Below are 13,319 nucleotides of genomic sequence, written 5' to 3' on the forward strand. Positions count from 1 at the left end.
AACAGACGACCGGGCCCGGCACCATGTGAGTGCCGGGCCCGGTCGGCTATCCGATGGGGTGAGCGTGGATCACTCCACGGTGTCGACGGGGATGTCGCCGTCACCGCCATCGGTGTCGTCACCGGCGTCGCCGAGCGAACCGAGCAGGGACGCGCCCGTCTCGACGCTGCCGCCCGAGATGGATCCCGCGGAGACGGGCTCCACGGAGCCGCCGGGGATGCGGCTGTTGATCTGATCAGCGACGACCTGCGGGTCGATGCCGTTGTACGTCTCGCGGTCGCCACCCCCTTCGGGCAGGCAGATCACCACGGCCAGCGCGGGTGAGTTCGGCGTCGGTGCCGTCCAGGAGACCTCGCCATCGGCGGCGACCCCGATGCTCTGGCCACCCAGCCCCAGGGCGAAGCCCGCCACGAAGCCGGCCACGTCGCCCCCCTCGTCCGGGTTCGGGTCCGCGAACGCCATCGGCGCACCGTCCTCGTCCCCGCCGAAGAGGGAGACGTCGCCGCCGTCCTCGAGGGCACCCATCAGGGCGAGCGCCGCGATGACATCGTCGGGGTCGTAGTCCGTGTCGAGGTCGTTCTCGATGATCGTCGAGTAGGGCGCGGTGAAGCCCAGGCATTCCTGCGCCGCGCCCGTCTCGTTGGTGTACGTGATCGTCGGGCCGCCCTCCTCATTCGGTGACACGGTGACCGGGCCGTTCAGCGCCTCCGCGGCGGTCTCGAAGTCGCCGCCGATGTCGCCGATCGAGCTGCTGCTGAGCGAGCCCGTCGACTCCTCCTCGTCCTGGGCGGAGGCGATGCCTGCGCCGGCGAGGGTGGTCCCGGCGGCCAGTGCGACGGCCGAGGCGCCGGCCAGGAATCGATTACGAGAGAACATGAAAGCTCCTTGCAGTGAGGGGAAGCCACCACGCCGAGGGCCGCGGCGACGCTGTCAGGCGTTCGTTCAGAAGCACCTCAGCGGAGTGTTACACAGATCACACTTGTCCTTCACGTTCGCGACGCTAACTTGCGGCCCGACTAAGTCCATATTAACTTTCTTATCCTCCCTAATCACAGCGGCAACACACGCAACATCGAACCTCTGAGGGACCTCGAGTCGAGCGAGGCGATAGCGTGTGTGCAAAGCCACACGAAAGGGCACACCTGTGACCACTGCCTCCTCCGGCCCCCTGGCCGGCATCCGCGTCGTCGAACTCAACGGGATCGGCCCCGGCCCCCACGCCTGCATGATGCTGGCGGATCTGGGCGCCGACGTCGTGACCGTCATGCGACCTGGCGAGCTCGCCAAGTCCGCCGACGGCTGGGCACACATCACCCGGCGGGGCCGGTCCGTGGTGGAGGCCGACCTGAAGAGCGATGACGGGCTGGCGCAGGTGCGGGGCCTCATCTCCAAGGCCGACGTGCTGGTCGAGGGCTTCCGCCCCGGGGTGACCGAGCGGATGGGCCTCGGTCCGGACGAGTGCCTCGAGTCGAACCCGCGCCTCGTGTACGCCCGCATGACCGGCTGGGGCCAGCACGGGCCGCTCGCGCACACCGCCGGCCACGACCTCAACTACATCTCGCTCACCGGGCACCTGAGCGCCACCGCCCGAAAGGGCGAGCGCCCCGTGCCCCCGCTCAACCTCGTCGGCGACTTCGGCGGCGGGTCGATGTTCCTCATCCAGGGCATCCTCGCCGCGATCATCGAGCGCGCCACCTCCGGCAAGGGCCAGGTCATCGACACCGCCATGACCGACGGGGCCTCAGTGCTGGGCCAGTTCCAGTGGGCCATGCGCGCCCGCGACCAGTGGTCGGACGTCGCCGGGACCAACATGCTCGACACCGGCTTCCCCTTCTACGACGTCTACACCTGCTCGGACGGCAAGTTCATGGCCGTGGGCTGCCTCGAGCCGCAGTTCTACGCGGAGTTCGCGCGTCTGCTGGGCATCGACGGCGAGGGCATGCCCGGCCAGTTCGACATGGACCGCTGGGACGAGTTGCGCGAGATCATCGCCGGGAAGTTCGCCGAGAAGCCCCGCGACGAGTGGGCGGAGCTCTTCTACGGCACCGACGCCTGTACCACTCCCGTCCTCACCTACACCGAGGCTCTGGACCACCCCCATATGACGGCAAGGGAGACCTTCGTCGAGGTCGGCGGGGACGTGGGCCCGGCGCCCGCGCCGCGCTTCTCCCGCACCCCGGCGCCGACGCCCGCCGCGCCGCCGACCGAGGCGACTCCCGTGGATCAGGTCTGGGCCTGAGCATGAGTCGGTCGGGGGCCGCCTCTCGCTCGCCGGGCGGCAGCTCGGCGGGCGGCAGCTCGGCGGGCGGTGGTTCCCGAGTCGCCGGGGTCTCGCTGATCGTCGACTCGGCGTCGAGCGACCCCCCGTTCCGCCAGCTCAAGAGCCAGATCGTCGAGGCGGTCACCCGCGGGACGCTGACCCCAGGCACCCGCATGCCTGCCGTGCGAAAACTCGCGGACGAGGTCGGGGTCTCGACAGCCACCGCGGCCAAGGTCTACCGCGAACTCGAGGAAGCCGGGGTTCTCGAGGGCCGCGGCCGATCCGGGACCTTCGTCGCAGCCGCCGACCTGTCCGCCGCGGTGCTGGCCCGGGCCGCGGAGGAGTTCTCGGAGCGCGCCTCGGGTGCGGGTTTCGGGATCGACGACGCCGTGGACGCGGTGCGAAACGCGTTCAGGAACCTGGGCTGACCGCCGAACGAGCGCTGCGTGGGTGCTGCGCTGAAACTTGCTCGAATTTCTGCACACTCGGTCGAGGACCAGGCCATCGACTCGTAGTCCGAGAGTGATTGGTCGAGATCCGCCGATACTGCTCGTCGTCTGCGCACGCGACACGCCGCCTACTCGTACCTGAGGGCGATCAACTTGAGCCGGATTTCGACCAGTTTTGAACAGATCTCGACCAGGTCTGCGTCCAGGGCGTTTTCCACACGCTCGAGGTCGTCCGCGAGAGCAGTGGAGGTCTCAGCGACGTTCTGCGGTCCCGGCCCGCGCGCCCCTATCCTGTCCCTGGTACATCGGAGAAGGAGCCTCAGCGCGGAAGTCAGGGACCCATTTTTCTGGGGGTCGACACCGCGGCCGCGGAGAACGGCACCTCGGCGCGACACTGATTCGGGGGCATCACCAGGTTCTCCACCGCTCGCCCAGGCTCTGGAACTCCGCACCGCGGGAAGCGTGTCCCCGTTCGATCTGCCTGCGCATCGCGGCCCCGATCTGTCGCATCAGCGCCGACTCCGAGGCCGCCATCCGGTCGGTGATGCGCATGACCTCCCACCCCAGTTCCGTCATCCGGGCGGTGGCGTACGCGTCGTAGTCACTCTGCTCTCCCCGGTGGAACTCTCGCCCGTCGTAGAAAAGGGCGACCCGGCACCAGCGATAGCCGAGATCCGGTGTCGCGAGCAGCCGCCCGTCGTCATCGACGACCGGGAACTGCAGTTCCGGAGCCGGCAACCCGTGTCGCCCCATCGTCAATCGCAAGCGGGTCTCGGGCGGGGAATCAGCGCGCGGGTCGCATCGCGGCAATCTGGCCAGCACCCGAGACACCCCGTGGGCCGGCCGGATCGCGAGAGCCGTCGCCGCCACCTCTGGCAGCGGCGTTCGCGTGGAGTTGCAGAGGGAATCGGTGACCGAGATGGCCACCTCGTCGTCGTCGATCCATCTCAGCAGGTCCACCGCCGTGCGGGCCGGAGACGTGACCGGCGTGCCGTCCACGACGTGTCCCCTCGCGCCGGGGCCGAGATCCCGGGCCACGCGCACTGTGATTCCCGGGGGCGGCTTCGGTCTGGACGCACTCAGGATGTCGACGCATCTGCGCACGTGCTCGGTTGCGAAGTACCGCTCGCCGTGCAGTGCCGCCGCCGCGAACCCGCAGACCACCGATCCCGCCGGTGCCCAGAGCCAGGCTGCCCGGACCGACGACCCCGCGTCCAACTCTCCGGCGCCCGCCGCGTAGACACCGGGGAATACTCTGCTGAAGCCGCCGGAGAGCTCACGCCGAGTGAGCACTCCCGCCTCCACCGCGGCGGCCCCACGGAACGGGCGGCCGCCGAAGACCACTGCCGCGAATGCTGCTGTCTCCGGTGGGACCGGGCCGTTGCGGGAGCCGGATCTGTCTGCCATGCGGCCATCATCTGTGCTGGTGGGGCCACTGTCAGCGTGAGACGGCCACATGTGGACAGTCTCGACGACCATCCCCAGGGAAGGCAGCCGCGGCGATGCGCGGACCCGTCGCGGAGCAGCTGCGGCCCGGACGTCACGCCTCCGCGGGCACCCGACGCGTGAGGGTGTGGGACGCTACCGCGGCCGGCCTGCCGGAGTAGCACGGCCGTAATGGTGTCGAGCCCCACGACGATGAATAGTCATGACCATCACCCCCACCCGCAGCGTCGGGACCGCCATCGCCGCCGTCGCCCTGGCGACCGCCACCTCCGTCGCCGCCTCCCCCGCGCAGGCGGCCCCCGCCGAGACCGGCGTGGTGCAGTACGTCGCGCAGGCCTCCGGCAGTGCGGACGGCGGCTCGCTGGAGGACCCGATCGTCGGCGCCGGGCTCCTCATCCTCGCCGGCCTCGGCGTCTCGGCCGCACTCGCGATCAGCGCCGGGGTGGCAGGCGGCGCGTTCGAACTACCCCGGATTCCGGGTCTCTAGACGGCGACCCGTTCCAGCGGTCAGCTGCCGAGAGATCCCGAGGTCCGGGCGACGGAGCCTGAGCTCCCGAACCCGGTCAACGCGGCGTCGAGCGAACCGAGGCCGCTCGGCACGCCGGCACCCGGGGACAGTTCCACCTCGACGTACTCCGGATCGAATTCCAGGTTGGAACATGTGGCCATCGCTGCAGGGATGAAGGACCCATCAGTCAGGACGGCCTGGGCCCCCGGATCACCCTGCTCGGCCACAGCGACGGCCGTCCCCCCGTCCTCGACTGCGAAGCTGAGAATCCCGGCCCGGCCCTGGTCCATCGCCAGCGCCAGTTCAGCGCTCAGGTCCTCCGGGATCCCGCCGGCGCCCTGAGAGGACCTGATGGCGTCGTAGATGTCGGAGAGCAGCCGGCCCTGCCCGACCAGCACGCCGCACACCAGGCCCTGTCCCGACCTGTTGTTGTACGCGACCCTCGTCGTCTCGCCCTTGCCGGTCACGCTCACCGCGCTGGCGCTCGTGAACACCGGGGCCCCTTCGAGGGTCTGCGCGTGGGCACCGGCGGCACCGAGTGCGATTCCTGACGTGAACACGGTCGCCGCGACAGCGACTCCGATCCTGGTGAACAGAGGCAAGGGGTGCTCCGAGCGTCGAAAGCCGGCGGCCGGTCGGTCACCTGTCACTGAGTTCACAGCATAAACCGCATCCGCGACGGGAAGCCGCCAGATAGCCCGCTCAGCAGCTGACCGCTGGTCGAGAGGTCGAGCAGCGAGTCGGCCTGCGTGAGGTCGCGCCCAACTACCAGGGAGTTCAGCCCAGGATGTCGCGCCGCACCACGTTCTCGTCGCGCCCCGGTCCCACGCCGATGTACGACATGTGACACCCGGCCAGCTCCTCGAGCCGCAGGACGTAGTCGCGGGCTTCGGGCGGCAGATCGCTGAAGACGCGCGCCCCGCGGATGTTGTCCTCCCAGCCGGGCATGGTCTCGTAGATCGGCGTGGCGTGGTGGAAGTCCGTCTGCGTCATGGGCATCTCGTCGTGCCGCACACCGTCGACGTCGTAGGCCACGCAGATCGGGATCTCACCGATGCCGGTGAGCACGTCGAGCTTGGTCAGGAAGTAGTCGGTGAAGCCGTTGACGCGGGCGGCGTAGCGCGCGATCACGGCGTCGTACCAGCCGCAGCGCCGGGTGCGGCCGGTGTTCACGCCCACCTCGCCGCCGGTGACCTGCAGGTACTCGCCCCACTTGTCGAAGAGCTCGGTGGGGAAGGGCCCGGCACCCACCCGCGTGGTGTACGCCTTGACGATGCCCAGCGAGTGGGTGATCTTGGTGGGCCCGACGCCAGAGCCCACGCAGGCACCGCCGGCGGTCGGGTTGGACGAGGTGACGAACGGGTATGTGCCGTGGTCCACGTCCAGCATGGTGGCCTGCCCGCCCTCCATGAGCACGGATTCGCCGCGCTCGAGGGCCTGGTTGAGCATCAGCGTGGTGTCGCTGACCATGGGCCGCAGCCGGTCGGCGTAGGAGAGGAAGTACTCCACCATCTCGTCGACCTCGACCGCGCGACGGTTGTAGATCTTCACGAAGACCTGGTTCTTCAGGTGTAGGGCACCCTCGATCTTCTGCCGGAGGATCGATTCGTCGAAGACGTCCTGCACGCGGACACCCACGCGGGAGACCTTGTCGGCGTAGGCGGGTCCGATACCGCGGCCGGTGGTGCCGATGGCCTTCTTGCCGAGGAAGCGCTCGGTGACCTTGTCCAGCGCCTGGTGATACGGGGCCACCAGGTGGGCGTCGGCGGAGATGCGCAGCCGGGAGGTGTCGGCGCCGCGGGCCTCGAGGCCGTCGATCTCGGCGAACAGGGCCTCCAGGTTGACCACCACGCCGTTACCGATCACCGGGATGGCCGTGGGAGAGAGGATGCCGGCGGGCAGGAGCTTGAGTTCGTACTTCTCGCCGCCCACCACGACGGTGTGGCCGGCGTTGTTGCCGCCGTTGGGCTTGACCACGTACTCGACGCGGCCGCCCAGGATGTCGGTGGCCTTACCCTTGCCCTCGTCGCCCCACTGGGCGCCGATCAGGACGATCGCTGGCATGGTTTGCTTTCACCTCGAAAAGAGTCGTCTAGACGGTGAGGGACGGAAAGCTGTCGAGTGATTCCGCGCACACCAGCAGACCAGGATAGCTGGTCCCGCCCCGCACACCCTAGTCGGTCAACCCGGCACCCTCCGGAAACTCACCGGCGCTCCCGGCAGGAGCTGGGACAGTGCGTCCGATGACCGGGCGGTCAACACCCCGATCACCGGGTAGCCGCCGGTGACGGGGTGGTCGGGCCCGAACACCACCGGCGAGCCGTCGGCGGGGACCTGAACGGCGCCGCGCACCATGCCCTCGCTGGGGATCTCGCCACCTCCCAGCCGGGGGACGGGACGTGCGGGATCGATCCGCACCCCCACCCGGTCGGCGTGTCCACTGACGTGCCCGATCTCCGCCAGCACCTGCCAGGCCTCGGCGGGGAAGAGCTCGTCGCGGGGTCCGGGGATCACGTCCAGCCCGATCGGATCCGGCCCTCTGCCCGGGACCACCCCCGGCCCGCCGCCCGCCGCGTGCCAGTTCTCCGCCCAGGGGCCCACCACGGCCTCACCCACCGCGAGCACGTCGCCGGTGACGACGGGTGGCGGCCCGAGCCCGGAAAGCGTGTCCCGCGAGCGGCTGCCGAGCACGGGCGTCACCTCGATCCCCCCGCGTACGGCCAGGTAGCTGCGCACCCCGGCCTCGGGGCGGCCGATCTCGAGCGTGGAGCCCGCCTCCAGTCGGAGCACCTCGCCGGTGGCGGCGGTGCGTCGGGAACCGGAGGAGGTGGTGACGACGACGAGGCCCCGCGCCCCCGTCACCGCGACCACTGCCGGGGAGTCCGTCATCACCACCAGCCCGCCCAGCAGCAACTCGAGCACCGCGGCCCCGGGGTCGGTCCCGAGGCAGCGCAGGGCGAGCGCGGCGGCGGCGCGATCGGCGGCACCCGAGGCGGTGACCCCGAGCGAGGCGTGGCCCGGCCTCCCCAGGTCCTGCACCAGCGCGGACGGACCTGCCCGCAGGACCATCAGGCTCATCGGGGCCTCACCGGGGCACCTCGCGGAACCGCACCGTCATCCCGGGCGCGAGCAGAGCGGGGTCGGGGCGGTCGACGTCCCAGAGCAGGGCGTCGGTGGTCCCGAGCAGACGCCACCCGCCGGGCGAGGAGCCCGGGTAGACGGCGCAGAAGCGGTCGGCCAGACCCACCGACCCGGCCGGGACCCGCGGCCGCGGGGACTCCAGCCGGGGGACGGGGGGCAGTGGCTCGGCCAGTTCCCGCCCGCCCGACTCCCGCCCGCCCGACTCCCGCCCAGCCAGTTCACGCTGGTCGACCAGGTAGAAGAAGCCCGGCGCGAACCCTCCGAACGCGGCCCGCCAGGTGATCGAGGTGTGCCGGCGCACCAGCGCCTCGGTGGAGATGCCGACCAGCTCCGCGACGGTGGCCAGGTCGGGGCCGTCGTAGCGGACATCCAGGATCACCTCAGGGGCCTGCACTCCCGGTTCCGCTGCTCCGCCGCCCCCGCCGGCGGGTGGCGGCCCCTGGCGCAGCAGATCCCGGTGCAGCGGATCCCGGTCCAGGAGCTCCTCCACACTCCGCCGCAGCTCGGGCAGCGCCGAGGCCCCACGCGCGGTCACCAGCACGGTGCGGGCCGCCGCGACCACATCGACCGCGTCCGGGCGCAGCTGCTCCAGCCCTGCGGCCAACTCCACGGCCTCGGCCAGGTCGGCACAGTCGACGATCAGCGCGGCTTCTCCGCAGGAGCGGATCCTCGTCGTCGTCACAGCTCGGGAGCCGCGGCGAACGGCGCCACCACCACCCCGGCCGCCTCGAGTGCGGACCGGACCCGGCGCGCCAGCCCGAGCGCCCCGGGGGTGTCCCCGTGCACGCAGACCGAGACCGCCGGCACCACGAGTCGCGAGCCGTCCGCGCCGGTGATCTCCCGGCCGCCGGCCATGGCCACCACGCGTTCGGCGACCTCGTCCGCGTCGGTGAGCACGGCTCCCGGCTCGCCGCGCGGCACCAGCGTCCCGTCGGCGCGATACCCGCGGTCGGCGAAGGCCTCGGCCACGGTGGGGATGCCGACCGCCCTGGCGTGGGCGAGCACCACAGATCCGGGCAGTCCCAGGATGGGCAGGGGCTCGGAGTCGTCGAGCTCGGCGTACCGCAGCACCGCGTCCACCACCCCGGCCGCCTGCTCCGCGTCACGGGCAATACGGTTGTAGAGGGCTCCGTGGGGTTTGACGTACCGGACCCGGGTACCGCGCCGACGGGCCGCCATGTCCAGCTCCACCAGTTGGAAGTGCACCTGGTCGGCCACCTCGGCGCGAGAGACCTCCAGCTCCACCCGCCCGAAGTTCGCCCCGTCCCGGTAGGAGGGGTGCGCCCCCAACGCCACGCCGCGCTCGGCGGCAGCGGCGGCGGTCGCCGTCATGGTGGGGCGGTTACCCGCGTGGAAGCCGCAGGCGACGTTGGCGGAGGTCACCACATCGAGCAACGCGGCATCGTCGGGATGGGCCCCTGCCCGGGGGGCCAGCGACGCGGACCACCGTGGCGTCCCCCGGCGGGCCTCCCCGAGGTCGCAGTTGAGGTCAATACGGCGCACCCCTGACATACTGCCGCCATCTCGCCCCAGGTTCGACCCGGCGGGCCGGTGAGGTCATGATGGATGCATGATCGTCATCCGCTGCGGCTCGGCGCCGGTCCCGACCGTCCTCGGGGAGCACCGGCGCGTCGAGTGCGGCGAGGTCCCCGCCAAGGACGAGGTCAACCGTGCGCTCTACGAGATCGGCCGCCGGCGGCGCGTGCTCGTGTGCGGAACCGACGCGGGCCTGGCCGCGCTGCTCACGCGACTGATGCGGACCGACAACCTGGACATGGAGATCGCCTACATCGCCGAGGACCCCACCCCGGTGACCCGCGCATACGACCTGCCCACCGGCTCGGCCGCGGCCAAACTCGGGGTGCGGGGCCGGGCCCGCGAGGTGCCGCTGATCAGGGACGAGACCGGCACCGTCCTGGTGGGTGAGGCCACCGTCACCGGGCCGGGAGGCGCACACCTGGTGGGCGAGGCCTACGCCGACGACGAGCGGATCTTCTCCGGGGAGATAGACACCCTCACCGTCCGCCCGACCCCCGAGATGCCCGGGGTCCGCGCCACCGCCGCGCGCCCCCGCAGGTTGCTGCGCAGGTCCTGGGTACCGGCCCGCGCGGTCCAGCTGGGAACGGAGGCGGGGGTGGTCACCCGCGACGGCGTGACCGGTCGACGGGCGGTCAAGAGGACTTCTTTCTATCGACATACCGAGCCATGGAGGCTCGTGTCGCCCTGAGCGGGGGCATCTCGTTCGCGGGCCGGTCCGGGGACTCGGGCCACTCCTCCAGCAGCTCCGGCTCCACCGCGGGCGTGCGCACCGTGGGCGGCAGCGTGGCCAAGGCGGAGACCTTGCTCAGGCCCGCCACCTGCATCATGTCCACCAGGATCGACCGGAGTTGGGCCAGCATCACCGTCTCGGTCAGGCCGGAGCCCGTCACCAGCTCCCGCTTGGCCCGGGCCGCCACCGCGCGCAGGGCCCGGTGCACCTCGGCGTCGGTGGGGGCGTCCGGTTCCGCGGCCACGCGTCGCGTCAGCATCTCCAACGCCTCCGCCAGGCCGGCGATCAGCGAGCTCAGGGCGGGCGGGACGTCCACCTGGTCGTCGACTGCCACGATCGCCCGCCGGGCCAGGACGCGGATGTTGCGGATCCCGTTGTCCAGCGGGTGGAGCACGCTCGTGAGGACGATCTCCTCCGGCCGGCGCCGCCGGTAGAACGGCGAGATGCGGACCAGCTCCCGGGCCCCCGCGAGCTGCTCGGAGATCGCGTCGACCGCCGGCTGGGTGTCCCGGGCGTCCTGTAGGGCCGAGCGGATGAGGTCGGAGTCCCTGCGGTCCAGCCCCTGTGCGACCTCCGTCAGCACCGACGAGGCCACGCCCAGCAGCGACGCCGCCTCGCGACGGGCGCGCCGCAGCGGGTGGACGGGCATCAGCGCCATGGCGACCAGCGCCACAACGCCGCCGACCGCCGCGTCGACCATCCGCTCGTAGCCGCCCGCGCTGCCGGGGGGAAGGAGCGTGGCCACGAGGATCGCCGACGACGCCGCCTGCGTCCCGACCAGGGCGCCCCGGTCCAGGAACACCGCCGCGGACATGGCCAGCACCACCACCGCGGCGATCTGCCACGGGCCGGAGCCGATCTGGGCGATCAGCAGGTCGCCCAGGCCCACGCCCACCACGACGCCGATCACCAGCTCGGCGCCGCGGCGGATGCGCCGCCCCATGCCGGTGCCCAGGGCGAGCGCCGCGGCGATGGGTGCGAAGAAGGGCGCGGGGTGGCCCAGGACGTCGTTGGCCAGGAACCAGGCCAACCCGGCGGCCAGACCGCACTGCAGGATCGGCAGGAACGCATACCCCAGCCGCCGGGTCCGCGTCCGCAGCGGGGCCGGCAGCGCGGCGTAGGCGCCCAGCGCGCGGGCGTCTAGACGGTCACGCCAGGCCGAGAGACGCGGCGGCGTGCGGGTCTGACTCATTGACCAGGTCCAGACAACGGATGTACTCCTCCTCCTCACCGATCGACTGTGCGGCGCGGGCCAGCGCGGCCACGCACCGCAGGAAGCCGCGGTTGGGCTCGTGGTCGAACGGCACCGGGCCGAAACCCTTCCAGCCGTGCCGGCGAAGCTGGTCGAGGCCCCGGTGGTAGCCCGTGCGGGCGAACGCGTAGGCGCTGATCACGTCGCCCGAGTCGAGCGCGCGCTCGGCGAGCTCGGCCCAGGCGATCGAGGCCGTGGGGTGTGAGGCCGCCACGGTGCGGGGGTCCTCGCCGGCGGCGATGGCGTCCTCCGCCTCCGGGTCTCCGGTGAGACGGGTGGGCGGGGGGCCGAGGAGATCTCCGAACTGGGTCATGCAGACCATTGTCCACGAATCAGCGTCACCCCTGCTGATGCGGGCGTTTGTTAGGGTGAGGCCATACGGCGCACCGATCGGGTGTGCCGGGCCCCCGCAGCAGTCGGTTCGAGAAATCGCCGCGTCGGGGCGGAATCGTGAACCCGGTGTAGAGGCCCCGGCCAGCGGAGTGTGTACCGCGGCGGATGAGCTTCCACCGGTTCCTCTTTCGAGTAATGGGCATCAGGCCGACGTCGGCCGGAAGGAATTCTTGTGTCAAGACAGCGAATCGCGATCATCGGAGCCGGACCGAGCGGCATGGCGGCCCTGCGCGCCTTCGAATCAGCACAACGAGCAGGGGCGAAGATCCCGGAGATCGTCGCGTACGAGAAGCAGGACGACTGGGGCGGTCAGTGGAACTTCGACTGGCGCTCCGGCACGGACAAGTACGGCGAGCCGGTGCACTCGTCCATGTACCGCAACCTGTGGTCCAACGGCCCCAAGGAGGCGCTGGAGTTCGCCGAGTACACCTTCGACGAGCACTTCGGTCGGCCGATCTCCTCCTATCCTCCGCGTGAGGTCCTGTGGGACTACATCGACGGCCGGGTCCGCAAGTCCAAGGTCAAGGACAAGGTGCAGTTCTCGACCGCGGTCCGCTGGGTGGACTACGACCGCGACCAGGACAACTTCACCGTCACCGTCGAGAACCTGCGTTCGGGCAAGACCACCGCTTCCGACTTCGACCGGATCATCGTGGCCACCGGCCATTTCAGTTTCCCCAACGTCCCGGAGTTCGAGGGAATCGACTCGTTCCCCGGATCGGTTCAGCACGCCCACGACTTCCGCGGCGCGGAGAAGCTCGCGGACCAGCGCGTTCTGCTGATCGGCGCGTCCTACTCCGCCGAGGACATCGGTGTGCAGGCCTTCAAGATGGGCGCCCGCTCGGTGACGATGTCCTACCGCACCGGCCCGATGGGCTACGACTGGCCCGACGGCATCGAGGAACTGCCTCTCATCGACCGCTTCGAGGGCCAGACCGTTCACTTCACGGGCGGTGAGACCCGCGAGTTCGACGCCGTGATCCTGTGCACCGGCTACCTGCACAAGTACCCGTTCCTGCCCGGGGAACTCGCCCTGTACTCCCCCAACAACATCTATCCCGCCAGCCTGTACCGCGGAGTGGTGTGGCAGAAGAACCCCAAGGTCTACTACCTGGGCGCCCAGGATCAGTGGTTCACGTTCAACATGTTCGACGCCCAGGCCTGGTACGTGCGCGACCTCATCCTCGGCCGGGCCGCGCTGCCGTCCGCCGAGCAGCGTGCCGCCCACATGAGGGTGTGGCGCACCCGCCTTCCAGGAGTTGGACGGGGACGCGGACGACGTGCGGTTCCAGGCCGACTACATCCGCGACCTGATCGAGGCCACGGACTACCCCATGTTCGACCTCGACCAGGTCGTGCGGATCTTCCTCGCCTGGAAGCAGGAGAAGAAGGAGAACATCCTGACGTACCGCGACAAGTCCCACCCGTCCGTCCTGACCGGCACGATGGCCGTGACGCACCACACCACCTGGCTCCAGGAGCTGGACGACTCCCTCGAGCGCTACCTCTCCACGCCGGAGAGGTCCGAGTTGGAGGAGATAGTGGTGGGCACGGAGTCCTCCCCGGAAACTGACTCGACCAACACCGGCGAGTGACTATCC

The 13,319-nt window shown here is 70.7% G+C and carries 13 protein-coding genes and 1 pseudogene; 5 read left to right on the plus strand and 9 right to left on the minus strand.

Going from position 1 to position 13,319, the window contains the following annotated elements:
• Positions 1 to 69: 69 nt before the first annotated feature.
• Entirely contained in the window at positions 70 to 876 is an 807-nt protein-coding gene (locus tag NJE57_RS04745; protein WP_319027251.1) for a hypothetical protein, read from the minus strand.
• A gap of 268 nt (positions 877 to 1,144) precedes the next feature.
• Here NJE57_RS04745 and NJE57_RS04750 point away from each other — a divergent pair, with 268 nt between their 5' ends.
• Positions 1,145 to 2,239 (plus strand): CaiB/BaiF CoA-transferase family protein, encoded by a 1,095-nt coding sequence (locus NJE57_RS04750; protein ID WP_319027252.1) that lies wholly within the window; start codon positions 1,145 to 1,147, stop codon positions 2,237 to 2,239.
• Positions 2,240 to 2,241: 2 nt separating this feature from the next.
• Positions 2,242 to 2,688, plus strand: a complete 447-nt coding sequence (locus NJE57_RS04755; protein ID WP_319027253.1) for a GntR family transcriptional regulator — start codon at positions 2,242 to 2,244, stop codon at positions 2,686 to 2,688.
• A gap of 429 nt (positions 2,689 to 3,117) precedes the next feature.
• Here NJE57_RS04755 and NJE57_RS04760 read toward each other — a convergent pair whose 3' ends face one another.
• A complete protein-coding gene (locus NJE57_RS04760; protein WP_319027254.1) occupies positions 3,118 to 4,116 on the minus strand; it encodes a hypothetical protein in 999 nt (332 codons plus the stop codon).
• A 241-nt stretch (positions 4,117 to 4,357) separates the two neighbouring features.
• On the opposite strand from NJE57_RS04760, the gene NJE57_RS04765 reads away from it, so the two are divergent.
• Positions 4,358 to 4,642 carry a hypothetical protein gene (locus NJE57_RS04765; protein WP_319027255.1) on the plus strand — a complete coding sequence of 95 codons (285 nt, stop codon included), beginning with the start codon at positions 4,358 to 4,360 and terminating at the stop codon, positions 4,640 to 4,642.
• Between the two features lie 20 nt (positions 4,643 to 4,662).
• Here NJE57_RS04765 and NJE57_RS04770 read toward each other — a convergent pair whose 3' ends face one another.
• The 5 genes from NJE57_RS04770 to NJE57_RS04790 form a co-directional block, all read right to left on the minus strand.
• Positions 4,663 to 5,265: a hypothetical protein gene (locus NJE57_RS04770; protein ID WP_319027256.1), complete on the minus strand. Its 603-nt coding sequence runs from the start codon at positions 5,263 to 5,265 to the stop codon at positions 4,663 to 4,665.
• 175 nt (positions 5,266 to 5,440) lie between these two features.
• Positions 5,441 to 6,727 (minus strand): adenylosuccinate synthase, encoded by a 1,287-nt coding sequence (locus NJE57_RS04775; RefSeq protein WP_319027257.1) that lies wholly within the window; start codon positions 6,725 to 6,727, stop codon positions 5,441 to 5,443.
• Between the two features lie 117 nt (positions 6,728 to 6,844).
• Entirely contained in the window at positions 6,845 to 7,741 is an 897-nt protein-coding gene (locus NJE57_RS04780) for a biotin-dependent carboxyltransferase family protein (protein WP_319027258.1), read from the minus strand.
• A 7-nt stretch (positions 7,742 to 7,748) separates the two neighbouring features.
• On the minus strand, positions 7,749 to 8,486 hold the full coding sequence (locus tag NJE57_RS04785) for a 5-oxoprolinase subunit B family protein (protein WP_319027259.1): 738 nt from the start codon (positions 8,484 to 8,486) through the stop codon (positions 7,749 to 7,751).
• Entirely contained in the window at positions 8,483 to 9,316 is an 834-nt protein-coding gene (locus tag NJE57_RS04790; RefSeq protein ID WP_413464357.1) for a LamB/YcsF family protein, read from the minus strand. The genes NJE57_RS04785 and NJE57_RS04790 overlap by 4 nt, the downstream gene beginning before the upstream one ends.
• Positions 9,317 to 9,374: 58 nt before the next feature.
• On the opposite strand from NJE57_RS04790, the gene NJE57_RS04795 reads away from it, so the two are divergent.
• Positions 9,375 to 10,031, plus strand: a complete 657-nt coding sequence (locus NJE57_RS04795; protein ID WP_319027261.1) for a hypothetical protein — start codon at positions 9,375 to 9,377, stop codon at positions 10,029 to 10,031.
• On the opposite strand, the gene NJE57_RS04800 is transcribed toward NJE57_RS04795, so the two are convergent.
• Together NJE57_RS04800 and NJE57_RS04805 are read right to left on the minus strand one after the other, a co-directional pair.
• Complete coding sequence (locus NJE57_RS04800) at positions 9,976 to 11,265, minus strand: FUSC family protein (RefSeq protein ID WP_319027262.1); 1,290 nt, start codon at positions 11,263 to 11,265, stop codon at positions 9,976 to 9,978. The two genes, NJE57_RS04795 and NJE57_RS04800, sit on opposite strands and share 56 nt — an antisense overlap.
• Positions 11,222 to 11,638 (minus strand): DUF3151 domain-containing protein, encoded by a 417-nt coding sequence (locus NJE57_RS04805; RefSeq protein WP_319027263.1) that lies wholly within the window; start codon positions 11,636 to 11,638, stop codon positions 11,222 to 11,224. Before NJE57_RS04805 ends, NJE57_RS04800 begins: the two co-directional genes overlap by 44 nt.
• Positions 11,639 to 11,935: 297 nt before the next feature.
• Between NJE57_RS04805 and NJE57_RS04810 the strand changes: the two are divergent.
• Positions 11,936 to 13,313: pseudogene (locus NJE57_RS04810) on the plus strand (NAD(P)-binding domain-containing protein).
• Positions 13,314 to 13,319 lie beyond the last annotated feature (6 nt).

Origin of the sequence: Dietzia sp. PP-33, from assembly GCF_033790845.1 — a bacterium.
Taxonomy (GTDB): domain Bacteria; phylum Actinomycetota; class Actinomycetes; order Mycobacteriales; family Mycobacteriaceae; genus Dietzia.